This window comes from Paenibacillus sp. CB74, assembly GCF_055687625.1.
The window spans coordinates 5,052,479-5,077,419 of sequence record NZ_CM146009.1 but is presented as its reverse complement, the minus strand read 5'-3'; the positions used below and the strand labels follow the sequence as shown (position 1 = coordinate 5,077,419).

Genomic DNA, 24,941 nt, shown 5'->3' with positions numbered 1-24,941 from the left:
AGGAGAATGTGCATATGGACTACAAAGATGCTTCGCTTCCCATTCAGGAGCGGATTCAGGATCTGATCGGACGGATGACAACGGCAGAGAAGATTGGACAACTCATACAGCCGATGGGCTGGAAGACGTATGTGAAGGCAGCAGATGGCACAGTACAGGTCACGGAAGAGTTCGAAGCGGACATGGAACAGGGCGGAGTCGGTTCTCTGTATGGTGTGCTTCGGGCCGATCCATGGACTGAAGTAACGCTGGAGACAGGTCTGACACCACGACAAGGAGCCGTTGCCACGAATGTCATCCAGCAGTATGCCTTGGAGCATTCCCGACTGGGCATTCCCATTCTGTTCGGGGAAGAGTGCTCCCACGGTCATATGGCGATTGGGGCGACTGTATTTCCGGTACCTTTAACCGTGGGCAGCACGTGGAATATGGAATTATACCGCAAGATGTGTGAAGCCATCGCTGTGGAGACCCGGAGCCAGGGGGGAGCGGCAACGTATTCCCCGGTGCTTGATGTCGTGCGTGACCCGAGATGGGGGCGGACGGAGGAATGTTTTGCCGAAGATCCATACCTGATTGGTGAATTCGCAGTAGAAGCCATGAAGGGACTACAGGGTGACCGCCTCGATTCCAACCAGACGATTGTAGCTACACTCAAGCATTTTGCGGCTTATGGCAGTTCAGAGGGTGGGCGCAATGCCGCACCAGTGCATATGGGATTACGTGAATTGCATGAAATAGATCTATTGCCGTTCAAAAAGGCAGTGGAAGCCGGGGCTTGCTCCGTGATGACCGCTTATAACGAGATTGATGGCGTACCGTGTACGTCCAGTACGTATCTGCTGAATGACCTGCTGCGCGAGGAGTGGGGTTTTGATGGATTCGTCATTACTGATTTTGGCGCCATTCAGATGCTGGTCCATGGACATAACACCGCCGAGAACGGGGAGCAGGCCGTAGCGCAGTCCCTTCAGGCAGGTGTGGACATGGAGATGTCCGGTTACATGTACCGCAAACATCTCGGTCAGGCGCTGGAGCAGGGACTGATTGAAGAGAAAGATCTGGACTTGGCTGTGTGGCGGGTGCTGGAGATGAAATTCAGACTCGGGTTATTCGAACAGCCTTTTGTAGATCCTGACTTTGCAGAACGGGTCATCGGATGTGAAGATCATGTGCGGCTGGCGAGGGAAGTTGCGCAAGAGGGGATTATTTTACTGAAAAATGAAGGGGCGACATTGCCACTCTCCAAAACTGGCACGAAGCTGGCTGTCATTGGTCCGAATGCGAACCATATCTATAACCAGCTTGGGGACTACACCTCGCCACAGCCGAGAGAACAGATCGTCACCGTACTGGATGGTATTACGCGCAAGCTTGGCGCGGATTCAGGTCAGGTGCTGTACGCACCGGGTTGCCGGATTAAAGGCGATTCCAGAGAGGGCTTTGCACAAGCGCTCGCCTGTGCGGAACAGGCCGATGTCATCGTGATGGTGATGGGTGGTTCCAGCGCCCGCGATTTTGGTGAAGGCACGATCGACTTGCGGACAGGAGCGTCTGTGGTAACGGATGACCCATGGAATGATATGGAGTGCGGCGAGGGCATTGACCGGGCTTCCCTGAATCTCATGGGTGTTCAATTGGAGCTGGTGCAGGAGGTACATAAGCTGGGGAAACCGGTTATCGTGGTCTATATCAACGGCCGTCCCATAGCTGAACCTTGGATTGATGAGCATGTTCAAGCCATTGTGGAAGCTTGGTACCCAGGACAGGAAGGTGGTAACGCGATCGCAGATATTCTGTTTGGCGATGTGAATCCATCTGGCCGTCTTACGGTTTCCATTCCCAAGCATGTTGGGCAGCTCCCGGTTTATTATCATGCCAAACGCACGCGTGGCAAGCGGTATCTGGAGATGGATCTTGCGCCGCAGTATCCGTTCGGATATGGACTGAGCTACACCGAATTCACATATGAGCATGTACGGGTAGTGCCGGAAGTGATTGGTCCGGAAGATGAAGCACAAGTGATGGTTGAAGTCACAAATACCGGAGCGGCTGCGGGAAGTGAGGTTGTACAGTTTTATATCACGGATGTGTCGGCTTCAGTCACCCGGGCTGAAATGTCATTGAAGGGTTTTCGTAAAATCCATCTGGAGCCAGGAGAGACCCGGACCGTTACATTCCCTGTGCAAAAAGAACATCTCGCACTGATCGACTCCCGTCTCCAGTCTGTTGTGGAACCAGGTGAATTCAGACTCATGGTTGGCCGCAATTCTGCTGACTGGACCGCTTGCAGTCTGCACATTCAGAAGGTGGGGGTAGAGGTATGATTCGAATTCAACGATTCATTGAGGATATGAACCGGTCGCAGTGGCTGGATACGATCGAGCTTCCAACGTGGGAGATGCAGAAGGCCAGGTACATTCGGCCAGGGGAATACGAGTATGAGCAGGCGGACAAGGCAATGCAGAGCTTGAATCCGCTGAACAGCGTACACGGAACGACGTATTTTCTGAGTAAATGTGTGGAGATTCCAGACAGTTGGCAGGATCAAGCCATTGGGTTGATTTTTGAGACTGGAGGAGAAGGGCTGCTGAAGGTGAATGGCTTGCCGTATCACGGACTGGATCGGAATCACGGATTCGTACCTCTTCCGAGAAGTCGAGTAGGCAATGCGCCGCAGTTGGAGATTGAACTCTATGATCCGATCCCGGAACCACATGATCCACTCAATCGACAAGCCGTGATTCAACCGCCTATTCAGGGCATTCGCACAGCCCTGGTTCATATCAATCAGCCCTTGCAGAGCCTGATGTACAGCGTGACGGTACTCGCCGAGTCGCTCCGGGCATATAACGAGAAGGAGCCCAAGCGGATGGCACTTGTTCAGGCCATTCACCAGGTGATGGATGAGATGTACAATAATCCGGACCGCTGGACGGATGCGGCATGGATACAGAATTTTGAACATGGACTGGTACAGTCAGTGCAGCAGGAAGACCCGGAGGAGTATCGAAGTGGCTTCATGCATCTGGTTGGACAATCCCACATTGATATTGCCTGGCTGTGGCCTGTACGAGAGACGGTTCGCAAGTCCAGTCGCACGTTCTCGACCATGTGTACCTTGATGGACACGTATCCGGATTTTGTGTATTCCCAGAGCCAGCCGCAGCTGTATGCCTTCGTCAAGGAGCATTACCCGGAGCTGTACGAGCGAGTTAAAGCACGCATTGCTGAAGGTCGCTGGGAGTTGGTCGGGGGCATGTGGGTGGAGCCGGATCTGAACATTCCGAGTGGGGAGTCGTTGGTCCGGCAGATTCTGTATGGACAGAACTTCTACCAGGCGGAGTTTGGCAGACGCTCCAACATCGAGTGGCTGCCCGATACCTTTGGCTACTGTGCTTCCTTGCCGCAGATGTTAAAGCTTGCGAATATTCCTTATTTTATGACGACCAAGCTGAATTGGAATGACACCAACGCGTTTCCTTATGACCTCTTCGACTGGGTAGGCATTGATGGAACTTCAGTGCTGGCCTATCTGAATCATGGTGTGAATGAGCATACGCGGCCCAAAGATGTGGATGAACATTGGCAATCGTACAAACAGAAGGATGTGCATCCTGAGCAGATGTTGCTCTACGGACATGGCGATGGTGGCGGCGGTGTGACGAATGAGATGGTGGAGTTTGCGGAGCGATCCCATTTGATGGTCGGGCAGCCAATCAGCAAATTCAGCACGGCAGGTGCTTTTTTTGAAGACATATCGTCCAATAATCCAACGTTGCCGAAGTGGCACGGGGACTTGTACCTGGAGTTACACCGGGGAACCTATACGACCCATGCGAGGAACAAACGTAGCAATCGAAAGGCAGAGGTATTGTACCGGGAAGCGGAGATCTGGGGGCAATTTGCCGGAGCTTGCGCTGCACACACGAAGAATGACCTGGATGAAGGCTGGAAGCTGATCATGCTCAACCAATTCCATGACATTATTCCGGGAACATCGATTCCTGAAGTATATGTAACGTCTACCGAGGAGTACACGAAAGTATTTACATTAGGTACATCCGCCTTGCGGGAAACGCTGGATATCCTTGCGGAGAACATTGCAACCGATGAAGTTGAGGGTCTTCCCTACATTATATTCAACAGCCTCGGTTGGGAACGTGGAGAAAATATCACCATTACAGGCGATGCACACCTCGCCGGGATGGCTGCATTCGATCGTCAAGGAAACCGTCTGGCCAGTGATTTGGAGCAAAAAGAAGACAAGTATACGCTGCTTGTGCATGTTCCATCGATTCCTGCTTTTGGGTATACAACCATATGGCTGCGCGAGGCACCGGATGTTATCCTTCCAGGAAGGGAAGAAGAACCCTTCCCTTCCACATGGGAAACTGAATTTTACACGCTTGAGTTCAATGACTTGGGAGAGATCACCCGATGGTATGACAAAGCGGTAGGACGCGACTGGCTGAAGCCCGGTGATCGGGCGAATGAGTGGCAGTTTTTCCATGACAAACCGACGTACTGGGATGCCTGGGATATCGATCCGCGGTTTGAATCCCAGCGGGCAGGTGCGGTGCAGTTAGTCTCCAGAGAGGTTGTACAGCGTGGAGCTACGCGAGATGTGCTGCGTTATGTGTGGAAGCTGAATCAATCGGAGATCAGCCAGGATATTATTTTGCATCACCACCAGCGGCGTGTTGATTTCCATACGAAAGTGAACTGGAATGAGAGTCATAAGCTGCTCAAGGTGGCATTTCCGGTGGATCTGGTGGCAGCGAAAGCAGCCTATGAGATTCCGTTTGGAGCATTGGAGCGTCCAACCCATAACAACACCAGTTGGGAGCAGGCGCAGTTCGAGGTCTGCGGGCATCGCTGGGCGGATATCTCAGAAGGCAATAGTGGTGTCAGTTTGCTGAATGATTGCAAGTATGGATACGACATCAAGGATCGGACGATTCGCCTGTCCCTGCTTCGTGCACCCAAATGGCCGGATGAACATGCTGATCAGGGTGATCATGAATTCACATATTCGTTCCTGCCACATCAGGGGGATTGGCGACAAGCTGCTGTCGTTCGCCGCGCGATGGAGCTTAATCATCCGGTGGAAGTTGTTGCAGTGAGTCCGTCTTCGGGTCACTTGCCGTCTGAACACGCTTGGGTTCAGTTCCATAGTGAGCATGTCATTCTGGATGCAATCAAGCCCGCAGAGGATGGCTCGGGAACGGTGCTGCGTTTCTACGAATCTTCAGGAGGTCGGGAAACGGTACATGTCGAATGGGTTAAAAGGGAAATTAAGGCGTCTGTCATTAATCTGCTGGAGGATGAGATCCATCCGTTGACTTGTGCGAATGGAGCATTCGAACTGACATTCAAACCGTATGAAATTAAGTCAGTGAAACTTGTTCCAGTGAATCCAAATACGTAATCTTCAGGAGGTATGACATGAAATTAACGAATAAGATCGGTGTCATCGTGGATAGCTTTGGCGTAGGTGTACGGGAAGGGTTGAACAAGGCGAAGGACGTAGGTGCAGAAGGTGTGCAGATATACGCCGTCAAGGGAGAGATGGACCCTGAAAATTTGTCACCTGCGGCGCGCAGGGAGCTGAAGAGTTACATCGATTCGTTGGGCCTCGAAATTTCAGCCCTGGTTGGTGACCTTGGTGGACATGGTTTTCAGGTCAAGGAAGATAATCCGTGGAAAGTGGAGAAATCGAAGCGGATCGTGGATCTGGCCCTCGATCTGGGTACCAACATCGTCACGACACATATCGGCATTGTTCCACATGACCCTTCATCGGAAGTCTACGCTACGCTGCATGCTTCTTGTGAGGAACTGGGTCAGTACGCCAAAAGTGTTGGCGCTTATTTTGCCATTGAGACAGGTCCGGAAACGGCAGCTGACTTGAAAGGATTCCTGGATACACTGTCGACCAACGGGGTATCGGTGAATTTTGACCCGGCAAATATGGTGATGGTGACTGGAGATGATCCGGCGCAGGGCGTTCGTCTGCTTAAGGATTACATCGTACATACCCATGTGAAGGATGGTGTGAGGTTGAAGGAAGTCGACCCACGAGACGTATACGGAGCGGTCGGTTATGCGCCTATGGATCACGATAAGATCGCTGAGATGGTCTCGTCCGGAACGTTCTTTCGTGAAGTGCCACTGGGCGAAGGTGGTGTTGATTTTGACGGATACTTTGCAGCGCTTCAGGAGATTGGTTACACCGGTTATCTGACGATTGAGCGCGAGGTAGGCGATCAGCCGGAGGAGGATATTCGCAAGGCGGTTCGATTCATTCAACAATATCGATAGGGAGCTGAGCAGATGAAAGTGGGCCTGAGCACGTACAGTTTGTTGAACGATTTGAATTCCGGTGAGATGACGGTGCTGGATGTGATTGACTGGATTGCGGCAAACGGCGGAGAGCACATGGAGATGGTACCTTACGGTTACACCGTGGAGGACAATCACGATCTGGCGGATGCGATTCGGGAACGGGCAGCGTCTGCAGGTATTGAACTGTCCAACTATTCGATGCCAGCCAATTTCGTGCAGGAGACGGAAGAGGCGTTTGAAGAAGAGATGGCTCGGGTCAAAAGGCATGTGGATGTTGTGCACCTGATGGGTGTACAACATATGCGTCATGACGTCACGGCATTTACCCTGCCGAAGGAGAAGATGACCATTGCCTGGTTCGAGGAGCATCTGCCTCTGATGGTACGGGGAAGCCAGATCATTGCGGACTATGCAGCGCAGTTTGGGATCACCACAACCATTGAGAACCATGGCTTCAGTGTACAGGCGAGTGACCGGGTGCAGCGTGTACTGCATGCGGTGGATCGTCCCAACTTCAAGACAACACTCGATATTGGCAACTTCATGTGTGTGGATGAGAACCCGATCATTGGCGTCATGAAAAATCTGCCGTACGCTTCTCTGGTTCATTTCAAAGATTTCTACTTCCGTCCTTATGATGAGCATCCGGGTGAAGGGGAATGGTTCACGACAGCTTACGGTAACTTCCTGCGAGGGGCGATCGTTGGGCAAGGGGATATTCCGATCCGCAAAATTGTAAAGCTGATCAAAGACTCCGGTTATGATGGCCACATTACAGTGGAATTCGAGGGCATGGAGGAATGCAAATCTGCATCCAAAATTGCCATGGACAACCTGCGTCGCTTCTGGGAAGAGGCGTAACGAATATCATGGAGAGTAATCAAGGGCCGCGTCCAGACGTGGCTCTTTTTCTCATACTACAGCAAGTGAAAAAGCCTATCAGAATATGGTTCTGCGCAAGGATTAAGTTACGAGCATCCCAAGTGTGGTATACTGGATATATTCAGCCTGATAATAACTGGCTATGGATAGGAGAGGTCACTGATCTATGCAGGTATTCGAGGACTGGAATCAGAAGGTAAAGAAGACGTTTAATGCTACGAACCCAGAGGTAGTATTGACGGTATCGGAAGCTGGAAGTTTGCTTGGATTGACCAAAGACCAGATGAAACTGTACGTGGACAAGAACAAACTTACGAAGGTCCCGATCATGAGAAGTGTTCATCGATACCTCTTATTGAAAAGTGAAATAGATAACATCGTTCAAGCACGATAACTTCATAGGATTGAACACAACCATTTGACCGACAGGCTTCGGGAGAGTGGTCTTTTTTTTATCGGAAAGGGGACAGAACGTGCTCAAGAAAGTGTCAGATTGGTTCTATCAAAGGGTAAACTGGTTTTGGGTTGTAGCTGCGGTTGTTGTATTTGCCTGCTTTATTGCATTTATACTGCCTTGGCAGGCGGCAAAGTCAGAGGAAGCCACAGGTGGCGGGCAGTCCCCGGATTCCTCTTTTTTGTACACGGCGGATGATCTATATCAGATGGCTGAGCAGTATGGTGAAGCAGGGCGGAGCGCCTATATCCATGCACGGTTCACATTTGACCTCATATGGCCGTTGGCCTATCTGTTCTTATTGGTTGTTCTCTTATCCGTACTCTATCGGGTGCTTCCGGTAAAGAGTCGCTGGCGCTGGGTGAATCTCATTCCAGTCTTGGGTTGGGCTATGGACATGTTTGAAAATGTAGGTGCATCCCTGATCATGTATCGTTATCCTGAACGTACGCCTGTGCTTGCTGAACTCACTCCGATATTTACCTTGTTGAAATGGTGTCTGATCTATGCCAGTTTTGCAGCACTGGTTCCGGGTGTTCTGATCCGTGTTCTCTACTATATACGCAAGCGAAAGAACTAGTGGAGAGAGGGATGGATTAAGAATATGTTGGTAACCCTAATCGTGTAAAAGTCGCCAGAGATGAGTGCAGAAATATACGCTTGTCAAAGGACAACCTGTTCATATATACTCATGTCGCAAGTGGCGTGAATTGTATAATTACATGAGCCCAAGGAGATGAAGAACGCATGTCGATCAGCTTGAATGTGTATGTGATAACAGACGGTAATGGACGTGAAGCGTTAGATTTTTATCAAAAGGCATTTGGAGCGGAAGTGCTCGCACTTCAAACATTTGGTGACGGTCCATCTGACCCGAATCATCCCATCCCGCCAGAAGCGAAAGACCGTATTATGCATGCTTCTTTGCAGATTGGCAGCTCGGTATTAATGTTGTCCGACACATTTCCAGGCATGCCGTACACTATAGGCAATCATGTTAGTATTACTGTGAACACGGATACCGTGGATGAAGCCAAAGCTATTTTCAGCCAACTGGAAGATGGCGGCGTAGTGGAAATGGCGATACAAGAGACGTTCTGGAGTCCAGCCTACGGCACGGTTGTCGACAAATTCGGCGTACATTTTCAAGTCAGTGCTAAACCGGGACAAGCTTAAGGGCGTACTCTTCGCTAATATAGCCTACAAACGGCAAAACCTCCGCGATCTGCTTTGAGCAGTTCTGGAGGTTTTTTGTTTTTCCCTATACGGCGTAGGATTACCCTTCCTTCTGAATCTTGGAAGGGTTGTTGATTTTATAAGGAACCGGGTTACGTGTCAGCTTTTTCTTGATGATTTTGGCTTCAAACGTGATAACGTCTCCCACTTCGAGTTCTTGTTTCTTAACGGTGGCACTGTGGCTCGACCAGGCTTCTCCAACGTCAATGACGTCTGGCTCCGTGATGGTAACTGCTTCATAGATGATGACTTCATCGTCATTGTCAGAGAAGTGATTCGGCACAGTGGTGAATTCTTTGACAACGGCGCTCATCTTCACTTTGCCTTCTGGCAGATCAATCTTAACGGTCTTGGCCTTGCTCGCTGTTTTGGTCTTGGGTTTGGCTTCACCGGATGCCCCGGACTGAGGTCCAACATATGCTTCTACTAATCCATCTGGATCACCCTTCATCCCCGAGGAGAAATCATCGGTGTCCGTGTCGTCCGAATCATCCAGATTAGCCGGAATTTCATCCGGGTTAACCAGCGTATCTTCTGGAGTTGGCGTAACATCAGCAGAGACTGGTGCGATTGTATCCGAAGTTGACGATTCTGTGCTGCGATCTGACCCCGCAGTACTTACGCTTCTGGCGCTGTAACTGGACGCTTGCATTTCCTTTAGATACGACGGGTGAATGCAATGTTTTTGTCCATTATCCAGTTGAATGACGGCTGCCATGTGATCAACATATCCAATGATGGTGCACGGCATATTTAATCCGTTTCCTTTATAATAGAACGTTTTGAGTTTGGTTGCTTTACCGGAAAGCAGGCCCCACTCCTGACATTTCTCAATCAGTTCATCTTCATTATCCAGCGTGATAAAATCCTGTGGTTCAATCATAAACGCGTATGTCATATGGAATTTCCGCCCTTCCAATCCATTCTTCATGTTCATCGTTTCCAAATTACAACCAGTGTATCACAAATGAGCATTTTGCTTAAATCCAATCACTGAAATCTGTACCTCGGAGACGAAGATTATCTACGCCTGCTCACAGAGGCCTATGCTATAATTTGATCAGAATGTAAGGTGGGAAGGTATAGCCTTGATATACATATTTCGTGAAGGGAAGATCTGTATGGATAAAAAGGTAAATCATCAAGCCGTATGGCTTGCTATAGGTGTTGCCCTGGGAGTCAGCATTGGTACGGCTACACAGCAACTTGGACTTGGGATTGCTTTTGGCTTGGCGCTTGGCATTGTCATTGGTTCGGTGGTTAGCAAACGTGCGGGTTCGGACCAGGAAGATATGCTCAGCGAACATGTTCGAGAATTGCACAAACCGGGTGATTGGCAAGAGGCCCTTCAACGCTCGCAGGATCATCCGGTGCTTATCCTGAAGCACAGCACAACGTGTCCAATAAGTGCGAGAGCGTACAGAGAATTTATCGCGTTTGTAGGCACCAATGCGTCAGATCCCAAACATCCCATGGATTACCGCATCGTCAAAGTGATTGAAAATCGCTCTTTGTCCCGCCATATTGCGGAAGAGACAGAGATTCACCATGAGTCACCACAGGTACTTCTGCTCGATCAGGGGCAAGTTGTTAAACATACCTCCCATGGCAAAATCACGAAAAAGAGATTATTGCAGTGGGCACAGCATCCGTTTGGATAAATAGATACCCTTCAAAGACCCGTTCTTTTCAGCCCATAGCTGAGAAGTGCGGGTCTTTTTTTACGCTTTTTTTACACCTGTGAAGGCAATTCTTTACCCCTTTTTTACAGCGTTTCATATTACGATTTTACATGTAGCAGGTGCAGAGAACGGTAGAGAGAGGGAGGGCGCATGGTGAATGATGCCACGATGATTGGATTGGTTGTGCTGCTGTTTGCGGTGTTCTGGGGATTTGTGAAATTCTGCGAAAAGGCTTGAGGGTAGAGGGGGGAACGGAATGATTGCCATCGGCATAATTGTGCTCGCACTGGTGATGTATCTCGGTTATGTGCTGGTGAAGCCAGAGAAATTCTGATGCTGACACTGTACGTAATGCGGAACAAGGGAACGTCGAATAGGGAGGAAATGCGGATATGGGTATCGGTGTAGTGCAAGTAGCGGTAACGCTGCTGATCATCCTGCTGCTGGTGAAGCCGGTGGGAAAATATGTAGTAAACGTGTTTGATGGACAGCGAACGGGAATGGATCGGTTTTTTGGCCGGCCGGAGCGACTGCTCTATCGCGTGATGGGGGTACGGGAGAATGAGTCCATGGGGTGGAAAAAATACCTCACGGCCGTTCTCCTCTCCAACTTCGTAATGTTGATATTGATGTTTTTGGTACTGCGACTGCAAAAATATTTACCGCTCAATCCGGATGGGATTGACAATATGCCAGCGGCGCAGGCATTTAATACAGCCGTTTCGTTCATGACCAATACGAACTGGCAGTCTTATACGGGCGAGAACGCCATGTCGTACCTGTCACAGATGCTGGCCGTGACATTCCCGATGTTTACGTCGGCAGCGACGGGATTCGCGGTAGCCATTGCGTTCATTCGCGGGCTGGTAGGCCGCCGGGATGAACTGGGGAACTTTTACGTCGACCTTGTACGGTCGATTACACGTATTTTTTTACCGTTGAGCTTTATCGTGGCCTTGTTCCTCGTGTTCCAGGGTGTGCCTCAGACGCTCGCGGGAGCGGTGAACGCAACAACGCTTGAAGGCGCGCAGCAGACGATCACACGTGGACTGGTCGCCTCACTGGAGTCGATCAAACACATTGGCACCAACGGTGGTGGCTGGTTTGGAACCAATGCTGCACATCCATTCGAGAATCCAACGGCTCTGAGCAATCTGGTGCATATCGTCTGTATGATGCTGCTGCCAACGGCACTGGTATACGCCTTTGGCTTGATGGTCAATAACCGGAAGCAGGGTTGGACCTTGTTCGCAGCGATGAGTTTTCTTTTCCTTGTGATGCTGACCACGGTATTTGTCTCGGAATATCGCGGTGTACCTGCGCTGGATGCAGCGGGTCTGCAGGGCAATATGGAAGGCAAAGAGGTCAGGTTCGGCATACCCGAGTCTGCTTTATTTACGGCAGTAACGACAGCGGCTACTACAGGTTCAGTCAACAATATGCACGAATCGCTCACTCCACTTGGAGGCATGGTATCGCTGGCCCAGATGATGCTCAATAACGTGTTTGGCGGTAAAGGGGTAGGGCTAATCAACGGACTGTTGTATGTGATTCTGGCTGTGTTTATCTGTGGATTGATGGTGGGGCGTACACCGGAGTTCCTGGGCAAAAAAATCGAGGGCAAAGAAGTGAAGCTCGCATCCATCGCCTTGCTCATTCATCCTTTGATTATTCTTGCGCCAACGGCAATCGCGCTTATGCGGCCTGAAGCCATTGTGTCCATCTCGAACGGGGGCATGCATGGCCTGACCGAAGTTCTCTATGCTTTTGCCTCGGGTGCAGCCAATAATGGATCGACCTTTGCCGGACTGAATGCCAATACAGACTTTTACAACATCGCGATTGGTATCGTTATGCTGCTGGGAAGGTACGTTTCCATGATCGCCATGCTCGCTATTGCCGGTTCGCTTGCCACCAAACGAGTTGTACCGGTAACCACAGGTACATTGCGGACACACACACCTCTCTTTGCGGGCATTCTGGTCATGATGATTGTTGTTGTCGGCGCACTCACGTTCTTTCCGTCGCTTGCCCTTGGACCGATTGCAGAGCATCTGGCGATGATTCAATGAGGGATATGACAGAGGGATTACAGCGGAATTGGTGTAAGGACGTAACGTATGGAGGTGGCAATGCACGATGAATGCAGTCGAACGAAAGAAGGAGCAGAAGATGCAACACATGGATACAGAAATGCTTAGATCGAAGGGCAATGAGCCGGATAACAATCGCGGTCATATTCAACGTGATCCCGGATCGAAACGGTCGCTAAGCAAGGATATGATACTTCAGGCTTCACGGGATGCGTTCAAGAAGCTTAATCCAGTGGTCATGATCAAAAATCCGGTCATGTTCATTGTGGAGGTTGGCACGTTCATCACGCTCTTATTGTGTATCAATCCGGATCTCTTCACCGCATCCGAGGCGGGGCGCGGGTACAACATCGCCGTGTTTTTCATTTTGCTGTTCACGCTGCTGTTTGCCAACTTCGCGGAGGCACTAGCTGAAGGTAGAGGTAAAGCCCAGGCGGATACGTTACGCAAGACGAAGTCGGACACCATGGCCAATCTGGTACAGAAGGATGGAACCATCCGACACGTGTCTTCGACCCAATTGAAAAAAGGCGATATGGTACGTGTGGAATCTGGTGAACTAATCCCGACGGACGGTGAGATTATAGAGGGCTTGGCCTCCATTGATGAATCGGCTATTACGGGAGAATCTGCCCCGGTCATCAAGGAAGCGGGAGGCGATTTTTCATCGGTTACCGGAGGTACACGTGTCGTATCGGATTACATCGTCATGCGTGTTCAGACCGATCCGGGGGAGTCATTCCTTGACCGGATGATCTCTCTGGTTGAGGGTGCACAGCGCCAGAAAACACCTAATGAAATCGCGCTGACAACCCTGCTCGCCGTATTAACCCTGATCTTTCTGATCGTTATTCTGACAATGGTTCCGATGGCGAATTACTTGGGTATTCGACTGGATATGGCGACCCTGATCGCACTGCTCGTCTGCCTGATCCCAACCACCATTGGTGGGTTACTGTCTGCCATTGGTATTGCCGGGATGGACCGTGTGACGCAGTTCAATGTGCTCGCCATGTCGGGTAAAGCGGTGGAAGCGGCAGGGGATATCGACACGTTGATTCTGGACAAAACAGGAACGATCACCTACGGCAACCGCATGGCATCTGAGTTTATTCCCGTTCAGGGCATTACTTCGTCAGAGATGACGCAAGCTGCTTTACAGGCCTCTGTGCGAGATGAGACCCCGGAAGGGCGTTCTGTTGTAGAACTGGCAGGCAGACAAGGCCAGAGCTGGCCGGAGACGGAGTATGCACACGCGGAAAATGTGGAATTTACGGCAGAGACCCGGATGTCCGGTCTTAATCTGAGTAGCGGAATGAAGATACGCAAAGGCGCGGTAGATGCGATCAAAAGATATATCGCTTCCGAAGGAGGCCGTATACCGGGGGATCTGGATGAGATCGCAAATCGAATTGCAAAGGCCGGAGGTACGCCGCTTGCTGTAGCCATCGATGATCGCATCTATGGTGTGATCTATCTGAAAGACACTGTGAAGCCAGGGCTGAAAGAGAAGTTCGCTGAGATGCGCGCCATGGGCATCAAGACCATTATGTGTACAGGCGACAATCCGTTAACCGCAGCGACCATCGCCCTGGAAGCGGGTGTGGATGATTTTATTGCCGAAGCAAAGCCCGAGGATAAGATTACGGCGATCAAAAAAGAGCAGCAGGAAGGCAAACTCGTCGCCATGACCGGCGACGGTACGAACGATGCTCCTGCTCTGGCGCAGGCCGATGTGGGCCTGGCGATGAATTCGGGCACCATGGCGGCCAAGGAAGCGGCTAACATGATTGACCTGGATTCCGACCCGACCAAGCTATTGTCGGTCGTCTCCATTGGCAAGCAGCTGCTGATTACACGCGGTGCACTTACAACCTTTTCGATATCCAATGATATCGCGAAATATTTTGCCATCATCCCAGCCATGTTTATTCTCGCCATGCCGCAGCTTCAGGCGTTAAATATTATGAATCTGGCTTCACCGCAGTCCGCAATCCTGTCGGCGCTCATCTTCAACGCCATTATCATTCCGCTACTCATTCCTATCGCAATGAAAGGGGTCAAGTATCGGGCGATGTCAGCCGAGAGACTGCTTGGGCGCAATGTGTTCATCTATGGTGTAGGTGGTGTAATTGTCCCTTTTATCGGCATTAAGCTGATTGATATGGTTCTTTCGGGGATTCTTTGAGCAGACGATGTGATCTTGAAACCCTGAACTAAAGAGTGATACACCGCAACGCTTATCAACATTATTCTTTTATCCTAATGAATTCAGGAAGTGATCTGTATGAACATGTTCTTACCCGCCGTACGGCTATCCGTCGTGCTGATGCTGATCTGCGGTCTAATCTACCCGCTTGTAACCACTGGCGTAGCCCAACTTCTCTTCCCTGCGCAGGCGAATGGCAGTCTGATTACGCAAAATGAGAAAATTATTGGCTCGTCACTGCTGGCGCAGGAAATTCAATCACCGGGGCTGTTCCAGCCCCGGGCATCAAGTGCCGGTTATGACCCAACGGCTTCAGCCGGTTCGAATCGCGCTGTAGCTTCAGAGGAGTATATTAGCGAGATGAAGGAAAAGATGGCTAAGCTTCAGCAGGAAAACCCCGGATTAAAGCAAATTCCTGCTGACCTCGTGACGGGTTCAGGCTCTGGACTTGATCCGGATCTCTCTCCCGAAGCCGCTGAGGCACAGATCCCGCGTATTAGCGAAGCTACTGGGCTTAGTGAACAGCAGCTTGTACAACTTGTACATGAGTATACGGAAGGCCGTCAGATGGGTATATTTGGGGAACCTCGTGTGAATGTAACGGCTCTGAATCTGGCGCTGACAGCCGAACTGAACTAACGAGTTAACATATTAGCCTGCTCACGACATATCGTGAGGGGCTTTCTCCGTTTTTTTTTAATCCTATTATAAAGGGAAGGGGAAGAGAGACGGATGGAAGACAGCTTCAAGCGCAAGTCACCGGAAGAGATGCTGAAGATGATTAAGAAGCTGCAGCAGGGTACGCTCAAAATCTACATCGGACCCGTCAGTGGATCGGGCAAAACGTATCACATGTTACGTGAAGGAAATGCGTTGCGCGAGCAGGGCATTGATGTGGTCATCTGTGCCGTATCAACGATGCGCAGACCGGAAACGGTAGAGCAGCTTGGCGCACTCGAACGAATTCCAAGCATTCACTGGTTGCGCCAGAGTGATGATGCAGAGATGAAGGATCTGAACCTGGATGCACTGTTGGTGCGTAATCCTGAGGTTGTGCTGGTAGATGGTTTGGCACATCACAACCGGGAAGGCGCCCGGCATGCTACCCGGCTGGAGGACATTCAGTTTTTGCTCCGACACAATATCAGTGTCATGACAACGGTGAATGTGTATGAGCTGGAAGGGTATACCGAGCTGGCACGGCAGCTCACAGGTATCGCAGCAGAACATACCGTACCCGCGGATACACTGGAACTTGCGGATGAGGTCAAGCTGATTGACGTCACGCCGGAAACCATACTGAGCCGTTTGGCAGAAGGTCATTTGAAGGGGCATGAGGGAGAAGCTGTATTTCGCCAAGGCAATCTGGGTATTCTGCGCGAACTGGCCCTGAGACTGGTTGCAGAAGGGGTGAATGAATCCCTGCGTGAGCATCGGGAGGAGATGGGAATTACCGTCACAACAGGCATTCTGGAACGTATTCTGGTGTCCACGCAATATCATTGGAACGGCTCCATCTATATCCGGCGTGGGCAACAGATTGCCAAACGGCTGAATGGTGATCTGTCCGCGGTGGTTTTTCGGAATATGAAGCAGCCATTAACCAAGGAGGCAATCGTATTTCGGCGCAATATGATCAAGCTGGTGGAGAAGTTTGGCGGCCATATGGAGGAGTTGTCTATATTACACCGTCGCAACATCCCATCTACGCTGGCGCGTTACGCAATGGAGCACCAGATTACCCGGATTGTGATGGGACATTCCCGGCATACGCGCTGGCAGGAATTGTGGCAAGGGTCCGTTGTTAACTCACTGCTACGCAGATTACGTGGTGTGGATCTGTTTCTGGTTGCTGATCGAGCGGCCCGGGAGGGTGAACGTGTGGTCCCGGCCAAAGTAAACGAAGTGGAGTCACTGACATATCGCAGACTAAGTGAGCAGGAAATGAAGGAACAGATTGGCCAGATTCAGCGCGGCACATTCAAAATATATATTGGAGCCGCACCAGGTGTAGGCAAAACCTACATGATGCTGCGGGAAGGCAATGATTTGCTCCGAAAGGGCATCGATGTGCAGATCGGCTTGCTGGAGACACATGGACGGGCAGAAACCGTGGAGCAGATGGGCAACCTGTCTGTGATCCCTCGCACGAAGCGCGTTTATCAGGAAACTCGTCTGGAAGAGATGGACACAGAGGCCATTCTGCATCTTTGCCCAGAAGTGGTGCTTGTGGATGAACTGGCACATACGAATATACCCGGGAGTGTCCGGCAAAAGCGTTATGAAGATGTCCTGCTCCTGCTGAATGCAGGCATCTCGGTGATTACCACAATGAACGTACAGCATCTCGAAAGTCTAAATGATGCCGTTGAACATATTACAGGTGTTCGTGTCCGCGAGACCGTACCCGATCGGATCATTCAGATGGCGGATGAGGTGCAGCTGATTGATGTGGCGCCCCAGGCCTTGCGGCAGCGCATGAGGGAGGGTAAAATCTATGCAACTGCCAAGGTCGAGCAAGCCCTTGTGAATTTCTTCAAAATCGGTAATTTGATTGCCTTGCGGGAACTTGCCCTGCGGGAACTCGCGGACGATGTCGATGAACGGCTTGAAACACAGCAAGCTAAAATTGCACTTCGAGGACCTTGGCGCAGACAGGAAGCGGTCTTTGTATGTGTAAGCAGTGATCATCATGCCGAGCGGCTGATCCGGCGCGGATTCCGCATGGCTTTCCGTCTAAAAGCCATCTGGCATGTACATCATATCCACATCGGTGAGTCCATGAGTGACGAAGTGAAGTGCCATCTGGAAGTATTGGAACAGCTGACGATTCGGCTTGGTGGTCAATTTCATATTCATCATAGTCCGAGGCTGCGGAATGTACCTGAAATTCTGGCAAGAAAGGCATCGGAGGCGAGAGCAACCCAGTTGGTGGTCGGGCAGGCAAGACGGGTGTGGTGGCTGAATGGCTACCGCGGCTCAGGTTCGGTGGTCAGCCGACTTGTACGGTTGTCGCGGCATCTGGATGTATTAATCGTTGCAGATTACGATTATGAACGGAACGGGATGTGAATAGATGTTGTCTGAACGAATAAAAAAAGAAATGCAGGCATCCCATGGAAAACGGGTTCCGGCATATGTATGGGTGACCCTTGGGGTGACGCTGCTAACTTTGCTGCTTCATGCCATTGGCATGAGTGGTGATCTGGTTAACGTAGCGCTTGTATACCTGTTTCCCGTTCTGGTGAGTGCTGTGTATTGGGGAATGGGTCCTGCTGTATATGCCGCGAGTTTTAGTGTCATTATGTTTGACTTCTTTTTTGTACCGCCATATCTGAGCTTTACGGTCGAGGATTTGAGATATCTCATCTCTTTTGTCGTGTATCTTGCGGTGGCGATCCTGACAGCAAGTCTTGCAGGTCGGTTGCGACAACAACTGGAGATGGTAAAAGCACGTGAAGCCACAACTAACTCCCTGTACGCATTGAGTCGTCAGATGACAGCCATTACCGATCTGAATACGCTACAGGTGAATATAGCAACCCAGGTTTCGCTCACCTTGGGCAAACCAGCAGCGGTGTATCTTCCCGATGGTCAGGGGGACCTACTGGTTACAAGCTCTTCTTCACCCGCATTAGAAGGGGAAATGGATAGCTGGGGGGGTGGAGAGTCGGAGATTGCCATTGCCAAATGGGTGTATCATCACGGACAGATCGCAGGTAAGGGATCATCCGCTTTACGGGAATCTCCCGGACTATATGTGCCGCTGCGTACAGAGGAGCAGATACATGGCGCGCTCGCCGTGAGCATGGACGCTGGCGAGTCTCATGAGCAGCAAGAACAGCTTCGTCTGTTGGAGGCATGCGGTGGACTGGCGGCAAGTGCCATTGCCCGAGTGAAGCTGGCGGAAGAGGCCCGATTGGCGCAGATCACTGCTGAATCAGAGCGTATACGCACAGCGCTGCTGGACTCTGTCTCTCATGAATTGCGTACGCCCCTAACTGCCATTATCGGTTCGGCTACGGGATTGTTGGAGAATGATACTCTATTTACACCCGAGGATCGGAGAGAATTAACAGGCAACATTCGGGATGGGGCCTTGCGCATGAATCGTCTTGTCACGAATTTGCTGGGTATGGTTCGGCTGGAGAGCGGCATGTTGCAACTGAACCGGAAATGGTGTGACGTGGGAGACATAATTAGCGTTGTACTGACACAAGTTCGGGAATTCAGTCCACATCGCAACATTCAAGTTGAACTGCCTGATGATCCGGCCTTCATCTACGGAGATGAAGTCTTGCTGGAGCAGGTGCTGGTCAATATCGTCAGCAACGCCATCAAATATTCGCCTGATGAGAGCCAGATTATCATCACTGTGACGAGTAATAAGAGTCCAAGTCAATTGACGATCCAGGTAGATGATCAAGGTGTCGGTATACCGGAAGCGGAAAGAATACGTATATTTGATAAGTTCTATCGCTCAGAGTCTACTCGGCATGTGACAGGAACAGGGCTTGGTCTGGCGATCTGCAAAGGCATTGTGGAAGTCCACGGAGGTACCATTGTGGCAGAGCCGAATCCGGGCGGGGGAACGAGAATGCGCATAGAACTCCCCATGGAGGCCCACGGATCGCGGTTTCCCTATTCAGAACAAGGAGAGGTTGAAGAATAAGATGAATGCACCACTAGGGGCTCGCATACTGGTGATCGATGATGAGCCGCAGATTCGCAAATTGCTCAAGGTCACTCTTCAGGCACATCAATTCGAACTCCACGAGTGTGGGGAGGGCGCAGAGGGTGTTATTCAGGCGAGTATTGTACATCCGGATCTGATCATCCTTGATCTGGGTTTGCCAGGCATGTCTGGTATGGAGGTACTTCGCCGCATTCGCGAATGGTCACAAGTGCCCATTATCGTGCTGACAGCGAAGGATCAGGAGGGAGACAAAATTGCCGCGTTGGATGGTGGTGCAGATGATTATGTGACCAAACCATTCGGGATGGGTGAGTTGGTCGCCCGTATTCGGGTGGCGCTGCGTCATGTAGCCAAAACGACGGATGAGCCGATACTGCGCTTCGGATCACTCACAATTGATCTGGCCCAAAGGCAAGTCGAACTGGAGGGGACTTTGGTCAAATTAACACCAACGGAATATGAGATGCTGAAGGTGCTCGCCTCGAATGCGGGGAAGATCATCACCCAGCGTCAGCTTTTGCAGCAAGTATGGGGAGGGCATCATCATGAGTCCGACAGCCATTATCTTCGGGTATATGTGGGGCATCTGCGCAAGAAATTAAATGAAGATCCAACCAAGCCCCGATTTATTCAGACGGAGCCTGGCATTGGTTATCGCTTTTTGCTTCCTGCCGAATAAGGTTTAAGGGAGCGAGACATTTCATAATAGTGATGTGATGCACGCCTCAGCGAATGAGCGTTATTGAAGAGCAAAACACCGTCCCCTTTGGCTGCAAAGGAACGGTGCTTTTATATTATGACGTGTATTTTGGCAACCAATCGCCGTGAGCTTCAATCAGCTCATCACACATCGCTACGATGTCATCGATAGACAGCTCAGCAGCCGTGTGTGGATCAAGCATGGCCGCATGATAGATATGTTCCTTTTTGCCGGTGATTGCCGCTTCAATGGTCAGCAGTTGCGTGTTGATGTTTGTCCGGTTCAATGCCGCGAGTTGTGGAGGCAGATCCCCAATGTAGGTAGGACTGATTCCTGATCCATCGACCAGACAAGGTACTTCGACACATGCCTCACGCGGCAGGTTCGTAATCAGTCCGTTGTTCATGACGTTGCCGCCAATCTTGTACGGGTTATTCGTCTCCATGGCTTCAATAATATGCGATGCGTATTCACGGCTGCGGGTATGTTCAATATTTTCGCTGGCAAACAGCTTGGTACGCATTTCTTTCCAGCCTTCAATCTGGTTCACACAGCGGCGTGGATACTCATCCAGTGGAATGTTGAAGCGTTCAATCAGCTCCGGGTAATTCCGCTTGATGAAATAAGGGTGGTATTCGGCATTGTGTTCGGAGGATTCCGTTACATAATAGCCAAAACGCTGCATCAGTTCATAACGAACCATGTCATCATGCTGTTCTTGCTGTTTTTCCTTCGCCAGTCGTTTAATCTCAGGGTACAGGTCCTGCCCGTCTTTTGTAACTTCGAGCAACCACGCCATGTGGTTGATCCCTGCAATTTTAGCCACAACACCTGTCTGATCAATCCCCAGTGCATCAAACAGATGTGGTACACATACCTGCACACTATGACACAAACCTACGGTTTTGATCCCACCATGCACATTCATGACATTGGTAAGCACGGCCATCGGGTTGGTATAGTTCAGGAACCATGCATCCGGACACACTTCCTGCATATCCCGGGCAAAATCCAGCATGACCGGAATCGTCCGCAAATTACGGAAAATTCCACCGATACCTAGGGTATCTGCAATCGTTTGACGTAGTCCGTATTTTTTCGGAATCTCAAAGTCCGTAATGGTACATGGATCATATCCACCGACCTGGATGGCGTTGATGACATATTTGGCCCCGCGCAGCGCTTCTTTGCGGTCCTGATATACGTTCACGACGCAACGACTTCCGAGTGAACGGGCCAGACTGGTCAGCAAACGCTCTGAATCGCTCAGACGTTCAGCATCGATATCGAACAATGCCAGCTCAAAATCCTGAAGTGCTTCGGTCATCATGACATCACCCAATACATTTTTGACAAAGACGGTGCTTCCCGCACCGAGAAACGTAATTTTGTTCATCTTAAATTCAGCCTCCCTGAAAAATGTTGTACCCCAACTATAGGCCGATTCGGCACATATAACTATGGCTCAACCCCTCTCAAACATGGCATAATCCCATTTTTGTTTCCGTTTTCAACTAATATGTATGTCCTTTAGCTGTTATAATTTAATTAGACATACAGATGGTGAGCCTCGGAAGGAAACAAGGAGGGAGGGCATAAAATGAGAAAAATAGAGATGAATGTGGTAGCCACGGACTGGACACAGATGGAACTTGTCTTGTTGTTCTTCGGGTGGGAGGCGTGTGAACCCGCCCATTATTGGGGACCGGGTGTACGTGATTCCTATATTGTGCATTACATCCATGAAGGACGGGGCATCGTGTACATGGGGGACCAGGAATACAAGCTTAGCGAGGGACAGGGTTTTATCATTTTCCCGGATACGCTTATTCATTATGAGGCAGATCCCAAGGAGCCCTGGACGTATTCGTGGTTCGGTTTCAAAGGTGTACAAGCCAAAGCATTCATGCAACGTGCCCAACTGAGCCCGGAGCGCCCGATATATGATGTCCATGATACGATTACGATGGAACAGTTGTATACGGAGATGGTCCAAGCTTCCACGCGACCGGAAGGTGATGTGTTGAACCAGAGTCTCTTGTACCGCTTGATGGCAGAATTAATCTCTTCTTCACCTGTGAAGGAAGAGGTCGGGCAGCTCCTTTCAAACAAAGAAACATACATCCGGCAGGCGGTGCAATTTATGGAGAACAGGTACAGTCAGCGAACCTCCATACTGGATATTGCCCAAGCCGTGGGGCTGGATCGCACATATCTATCGGGATTATTCAAAGAGCGATATGGCATGTCGCTACAGTCATTTTTTCTGGAGTACCGTATGAATCGTGCTGCCGAACTTCTTCAGAATCCAGGGCTGTCGGTCAGTGAAGTGGCCCATTCTGTCGGTTATACGGACCCATTATTGTTTTCCAAGATGTTTAAGCGTGTGACGGGCGTATCTCCGAAGGGGTCGAGAATTCGCGATTAGACGCACCTAGTGTTTCAAATTTGAAAGAAAAGTTTTGATCATTAAACGTTGTCCCGCTATACTGATACAGAAGTGTAATTGAATATGTGGAACTTGGTGCTTTGCCCGTCAGGGTGAAAGCTTAATAGGGAAGTCCGGTGTAATACCGGCGCGGTCCCGCCACTGTAACAGAGGAGTTAGGTAGCGATAATCCACTGGTTTAGACCGGGAAGGAGCTGCAAGTGACGATGATTCTGGAGCCAGGAGACCTGCCAGGTTTAACAAACACAGTAGTACCCTACGGGAGATAGGAAGGTGTTTAGAGAGCATGATTTTTTCTGAAAATCTGTTTATTTAAGGCGTCCTCATCCAGTAACACGGAGAGGGACGCCTTTTTTGCTATGGACGGAGAACATCATGGCATATACATAAAGTTTTGGGGAAGGACGTTAGAGCAATTGAGCAGATATATCGTTAAACGATTATTACAACTGGTAGTTGTGTTGTTCGGCATCACGTTCCTGACGTTCCTGCTAACCTACCTGTCTCCTGGAGATCCAGCCAGACTTATGCTTATGTCTACAGGGGTAACGCCATCCGATGAGCTGGTCAGGCAGGTGAGGTCTGAGCTTGGATTGAATGAGCCTTTTTTCTACCGATACGGGACATGGTTGGGACAGGTGGTAACTGGAGACTTCGGTACATCATATAAATACAATCGTCCAGTACTGGACGTGCTGATGGCACGGCTCCCGGCAACGCTTTGGCTAACAGGAAGCGCTATGCTTCTGGTTATTCTGGTTTCCTTTCCACTGGGGATGCTGTCGGCTGTCTATCGTAACCAATGGCTTGATCACGTCATTCGTCTGTTCTCTTTTGCCGGATTATCGATGCCCAGCTTCTGGTTGGGGATGCTGCTCATGTTGGTCTTCGGTGTACAGCTGAAACTGCTGCCGGTAATGGGCAATTCCGGATGGTACAGCCTGATTCTGCCTGCATGTACTCTCGCGATTCCACTTGTTGCCCAGTACAGCAGACAGATTCGTGCGGTCCTGCTTGAGGAGACAAGCCAGAACTATGTGATCGGTGCAAGATCCAGAGGTGTGAAGGGGTCGATCATTATTTTGCGTCATATTCTCCCCAATGCCCTGTTGCCGATCGTTACCCTTATGGGTATGACGACAGGTGCTTTGTTAGGTGGTGCAGCGATTGTGGAAAGTTTATTTGTGTGGCCGGGCGTTGGACAGATGGCTGTAGATGCAATTTTCACAAGGGATTATCCGCTGATTCAGGGGTATGTCATCTGGATGGCAATCATATATGTCACCCTGAATCTGCTGGTTGATGTATGGACTCATCTTCGTGATCCCCGAATCCGACTGGAAGTGGATATATAGATGAGAGCCTTCAGACTGGTATTACTGCAGAATCGTTGGTTCACCTTCCTGCTGTCTCTGACCGCCTTCTGGATTATTCTTGCCATGGTTGCACCGCTGCTTGCACCACACGACCCACTTGCCACGAACTTTGCCAAAGTATTGCAGCCATCCAGCATTGAATATCCCCTTGGAACCGATCAGCTGGGTCGATGTGTATTATCTCGTCTTCTGTACGGTGCACGTACCTCGCTGCTGCTCACCTTTATGATGATTGGCATCGTGTTTGTGCTAGGTGTAGCGATTGGAGTCATCGCCGGTTTCGCTCGGGGGGTAACGGATATGGTGCTCATGCGCCTGTCTGATACCTTAATGGCATTTCCGGGCCTGATTTTTGCGATTGCTGTGGTGGGGATGCTTGGGCCGGGATTATTCAATACGGTACTGGCACTGTCGGTAGTCTGGTGGGCGAAGTATGCAAGGATGGCCAGAAGCCTGGTGATTTCCCTTCAGCAAAAGGAATATGTCGCTGCCGCTGCTTTCAGCGGAGCACGTAAGATACAGATCATTGTCAGGACGATCCTGCCCAACATTATGTCTCCGCTCATCGTCATGGCGATGATGGATGTGGGAGGCATGATGCTGTCCATCTCGGGGTTGTCCTTTCTTGGGCTTGGCGCGCAGCCACCGAACCCCGAGTGGGGGGCCATGTTAAATGAAGGCAGAAGATATCTGCAGACTGCACCAGGGCTGTTGATATATCCGGGCTTGGCGATATTTAGCACCGTCATTATTTTTAATTTACTGGGAGACAGCCTGCGAGATGTGCTTGATCCCAAGAAAAATACTGCTTAACTG

At 50.4% G+C, this 24,941-nt stretch carries 20 protein-coding genes and 1 riboswitch; of the genes, 18 read left to right on the top strand and 2 right to left on the bottom strand.

Annotated features, from left to right (window positions below):
* Window positions 1-14 precede the first annotated feature (14 nt).
* From ACX9NY_RS22480 to ACX9NY_RS22450, 7 genes are all read left to right on the top strand, one after another.
* The gene (locus ACX9NY_RS22480; protein WP_472475170.1) at window positions 15-2,327 is read left to right on the top strand and encodes a glycoside hydrolase family 3 N-terminal domain-containing protein; all 2,313 of its coding nucleotides are present in this window, start codon (window positions 15-17) and stop codon (window positions 2,325-2,327) included.
* Window positions 2,324-5,431 carry an alpha-mannosidase gene (locus ACX9NY_RS22475; protein WP_472475167.1) on the top strand — a complete coding sequence of 1,036 codons (3,108 nt, stop codon included), beginning with the start codon at window positions 2,324-2,326 and terminating at the stop codon, window positions 5,429-5,431. Before ACX9NY_RS22480 ends, ACX9NY_RS22475 begins: the two co-directional genes overlap by 4 nt.
* 17 nt (window positions 5,432-5,448) lie before the next feature.
* Window positions 5,449-6,324, top strand: a complete 876-nt coding sequence (locus ACX9NY_RS22470; protein ID WP_472475165.1) for a sugar phosphate isomerase/epimerase family protein — start codon at window positions 5,449-5,451, stop codon at window positions 6,322-6,324.
* A 12-nt stretch (window positions 6,325-6,336) separates the two neighbouring features.
* Window positions 6,337-7,209 (top strand): sugar phosphate isomerase/epimerase family protein, encoded by an 873-nt coding sequence (locus ACX9NY_RS22465; RefSeq protein ID WP_472475163.1) that lies wholly within the window; start codon window positions 6,337-6,339, stop codon window positions 7,207-7,209.
* A gap of 187 nt (window positions 7,210-7,396) precedes the next feature.
* Window positions 7,397-7,624 (top strand): hypothetical protein, encoded by a 228-nt coding sequence (locus ACX9NY_RS22460; RefSeq protein WP_062837704.1) that lies wholly within the window; start codon window positions 7,397-7,399, stop codon window positions 7,622-7,624.
* A gap of 79 nt (window positions 7,625-7,703) precedes the next feature.
* Window positions 7,704-8,264 (top strand): hypothetical protein, encoded by a 561-nt coding sequence (locus ACX9NY_RS22455; RefSeq protein WP_472475161.1) that lies wholly within the window; start codon window positions 7,704-7,706, stop codon window positions 8,262-8,264.
* A gap of 167 nt (window positions 8,265-8,431) precedes the next feature.
* Window positions 8,432-8,860 carry a VOC family protein gene (locus ACX9NY_RS22450; protein ID WP_472475159.1) on the top strand — a complete coding sequence of 143 codons (429 nt, stop codon included), beginning with the start codon at window positions 8,432-8,434 and terminating at the stop codon, window positions 8,858-8,860.
* Window positions 8,861-8,960: 100 nt separating this feature from the next.
* Here the strand turns inward: ACX9NY_RS22450 and ACX9NY_RS22445 are convergent, their stop codons facing one another.
* Window positions 8,961-9,818 carry a hypothetical protein gene (locus tag ACX9NY_RS22445; RefSeq protein WP_339258318.1) on the bottom strand — a complete coding sequence of 286 codons (858 nt, stop codon included), beginning with the start codon at window positions 9,816-9,818 and terminating at the stop codon, window positions 8,961-8,963.
* A 223-nt stretch (window positions 9,819-10,041) separates the two neighbouring features.
* On the opposite strand from ACX9NY_RS22445, the gene ytxJ reads away from it, so the two are divergent.
* The 8 genes from ytxJ to ACX9NY_RS22405 all read left to right on the top strand — a co-directional run bounded on the left by ytxJ (window position 10,042) and on the right by ACX9NY_RS22405 (window position 20,279).
* Complete coding sequence (ytxJ, locus tag ACX9NY_RS22440) at window positions 10,042-10,581, top strand: bacillithiol system redox-active protein YtxJ (RefSeq protein WP_339239087.1); 540 nt, start codon at window positions 10,042-10,044, stop codon at window positions 10,579-10,581.
* A gap of 277 nt (window positions 10,582-10,858) precedes the next feature.
* Window positions 10,859-10,936: a potassium-transporting ATPase subunit F gene (locus ACX9NY_RS22435; protein WP_445252955.1), complete on the top strand. Its 78-nt coding sequence runs from the start codon at window positions 10,859-10,861 to the stop codon at window positions 10,934-10,936.
* Window positions 10,937-10,994: 58 nt separating this feature from the next.
* Window positions 10,995-12,674 (top strand): potassium-transporting ATPase subunit KdpA, encoded by a 1,680-nt coding sequence (kdpA, locus tag ACX9NY_RS22430; protein ID WP_472475155.1) that lies wholly within the window; start codon window positions 10,995-10,997, stop codon window positions 12,672-12,674.
* A gap of 208 nt (window positions 12,675-12,882) precedes the next feature.
* Window positions 12,883-14,883 (top strand): potassium-transporting ATPase subunit KdpB, encoded by a 2,001-nt coding sequence (kdpB, locus tag ACX9NY_RS22425; protein WP_339261270.1) that lies wholly within the window; start codon window positions 12,883-12,885, stop codon window positions 14,881-14,883.
* Window positions 14,884-14,982: 99 nt separating this feature from the next.
* Window positions 14,983-15,543, top strand: a complete 561-nt coding sequence (gene kdpC, locus ACX9NY_RS22420; protein ID WP_339258323.1) for a potassium-transporting ATPase subunit KdpC — start codon at window positions 14,983-14,985, stop codon at window positions 15,541-15,543.
* Between the two features lie 93 nt (window positions 15,544-15,636).
* Entirely contained in the window at window positions 15,637-17,976 is a 2,340-nt protein-coding gene (locus ACX9NY_RS22415) for a histidine kinase (protein ID WP_339258325.1), read from the top strand.
* Window positions 17,977-17,980: 4 nt separating this feature from the next.
* On the top strand, window positions 17,981-19,576 hold the full coding sequence (locus tag ACX9NY_RS22410) for an ATP-binding protein (protein ID WP_472475152.1): 1,596 nt from the start codon (window positions 17,981-17,983) through the stop codon (window positions 19,574-19,576).
* Between the two features lies 1 nt (window position 19,577).
* Complete coding sequence (locus tag ACX9NY_RS22405; RefSeq protein ID WP_339239092.1) at window positions 19,578-20,279, top strand: response regulator; 702 nt, start codon at window positions 19,578-19,580, stop codon at window positions 20,277-20,279.
* A gap of 115 nt (window positions 20,280-20,394) precedes the next feature.
* Here the strand turns inward: ACX9NY_RS22405 and melA are convergent, their stop codons facing one another.
* On the bottom strand, window positions 20,395-21,696 hold the full coding sequence (gene melA, locus ACX9NY_RS22400; protein WP_472475149.1) for an alpha-galactosidase: 1,302 nt from the start codon (window positions 21,694-21,696) through the stop codon (window positions 20,395-20,397).
* Window positions 21,697-21,900: 204 nt separating this feature from the next.
* On the opposite strand from melA, the gene ACX9NY_RS22395 reads away from it, so the two are divergent.
* From ACX9NY_RS22395 to nikC, 3 genes are all read left to right on the top strand, one after another.
* Window positions 21,901-22,728, top strand: coding sequence for an AraC family transcriptional regulator (locus tag ACX9NY_RS22395; protein WP_339239094.1), 828 nt, complete (start codon window positions 21,901-21,903; stop codon window positions 22,726-22,728).
* Between the two features lie 77 nt (window positions 22,729-22,805).
* Window positions 22,806-22,998: riboswitch (cobalamin riboswitch) on the top strand.
* Window positions 22,999-23,165: 167 nt separating this feature from the next.
* Window positions 23,166-24,104, top strand: coding sequence for a nickel ABC transporter permease (gene nikB / locus ACX9NY_RS22390; protein ID WP_472475147.1), 939 nt, complete (start codon window positions 23,166-23,168; stop codon window positions 24,102-24,104).
* The gene (nikC, locus tag ACX9NY_RS22385; protein ID WP_472475145.1) at window positions 24,105-24,938 is read left to right on the top strand and encodes a nickel transporter permease; all 834 of its coding nucleotides are present in this window, start codon (window positions 24,105-24,107) and stop codon (window positions 24,936-24,938) included. It begins immediately after the preceding gene.
* Window positions 24,939-24,941 lie beyond the last annotated feature (3 nt).

Coding starts and splice junctions, on each gene's coding strand:
- ACX9NY_RS22405 (WP_339239092.1), top strand. CDS start 19,578: ATGAATGCACCACTAGGGGCTCGCATACTGGTGATCGATGATGAGCCG.
- ACX9NY_RS22465 (WP_472475163.1), top strand. CDS start 6,337: ATGAAAGTGGGCCTGAGCACGTACAGTTTGTTGAACGATTTGAATTCC.
- ACX9NY_RS22445 (WP_339258318.1), bottom strand. CDS start 9,818: ATGACATACGCGTTTATGATTGAACCACAGGATTTTATCACGCTGGAT.
- ACX9NY_RS22470 (WP_472475165.1), top strand. CDS start 5,449: ATGAAATTAACGAATAAGATCGGTGTCATCGTGGATAGCTTTGGCGTA.
- kdpA (WP_472475155.1), top strand. CDS start 10,995: ATGGGTATCGGTGTAGTGCAAGTAGCGGTAACGCTGCTGATCATCCTG.
- melA (WP_472475149.1), bottom strand. CDS start 21,696: ATGAACAAAATTACGTTTCTCGGTGCGGGAAGCACCGTCTTTGTCAAA.
- kdpC (WP_339258323.1), top strand. CDS start 14,983: ATGAACATGTTCTTACCCGCCGTACGGCTATCCGTCGTGCTGATGCTG.
- kdpB (WP_339261270.1), top strand. CDS start 12,883: ATGATACTTCAGGCTTCACGGGATGCGTTCAAGAAGCTTAATCCAGTG.
- ACX9NY_RS22410 (WP_472475152.1), top strand. CDS start 17,981: ATGTTGTCTGAACGAATAAAAAAAGAAATGCAGGCATCCCATGGAAAA.
- ACX9NY_RS22395 (WP_339239094.1), top strand. CDS start 21,901: ATGAGAAAAATAGAGATGAATGTGGTAGCCACGGACTGGACACAGATG.
- nikC (WP_472475145.1), top strand. CDS start 24,105: ATGAGAGCCTTCAGACTGGTATTACTGCAGAATCGTTGGTTCACCTTC.
- ACX9NY_RS22415 (WP_339258325.1), top strand. CDS start 15,637: ATGGAAGACAGCTTCAAGCGCAAGTCACCGGAAGAGATGCTGAAGATG.
- ACX9NY_RS22475 (WP_472475167.1), top strand. CDS start 2,324: ATGATTCGAATTCAACGATTCATTGAGGATATGAACCGGTCGCAGTGG.
- ACX9NY_RS22435 (WP_445252955.1), top strand. CDS start 10,859: ATGATTGCCATCGGCATAATTGTGCTCGCACTGGTGATGTATCTCGGT.
- ytxJ (WP_339239087.1), top strand. CDS start 10,042: ATGGATAAAAAGGTAAATCATCAAGCCGTATGGCTTGCTATAGGTGTT.
- ACX9NY_RS22460 (WP_062837704.1), top strand. CDS start 7,397: ATGCAGGTATTCGAGGACTGGAATCAGAAGGTAAAGAAGACGTTTAAT.
- ACX9NY_RS22480 (WP_472475170.1), top strand. CDS start 15: ATGGACTACAAAGATGCTTCGCTTCCCATTCAGGAGCGGATTCAGGAT.
- ACX9NY_RS22450 (WP_472475159.1), top strand. CDS start 8,432: ATGTCGATCAGCTTGAATGTGTATGTGATAACAGACGGTAATGGACGT.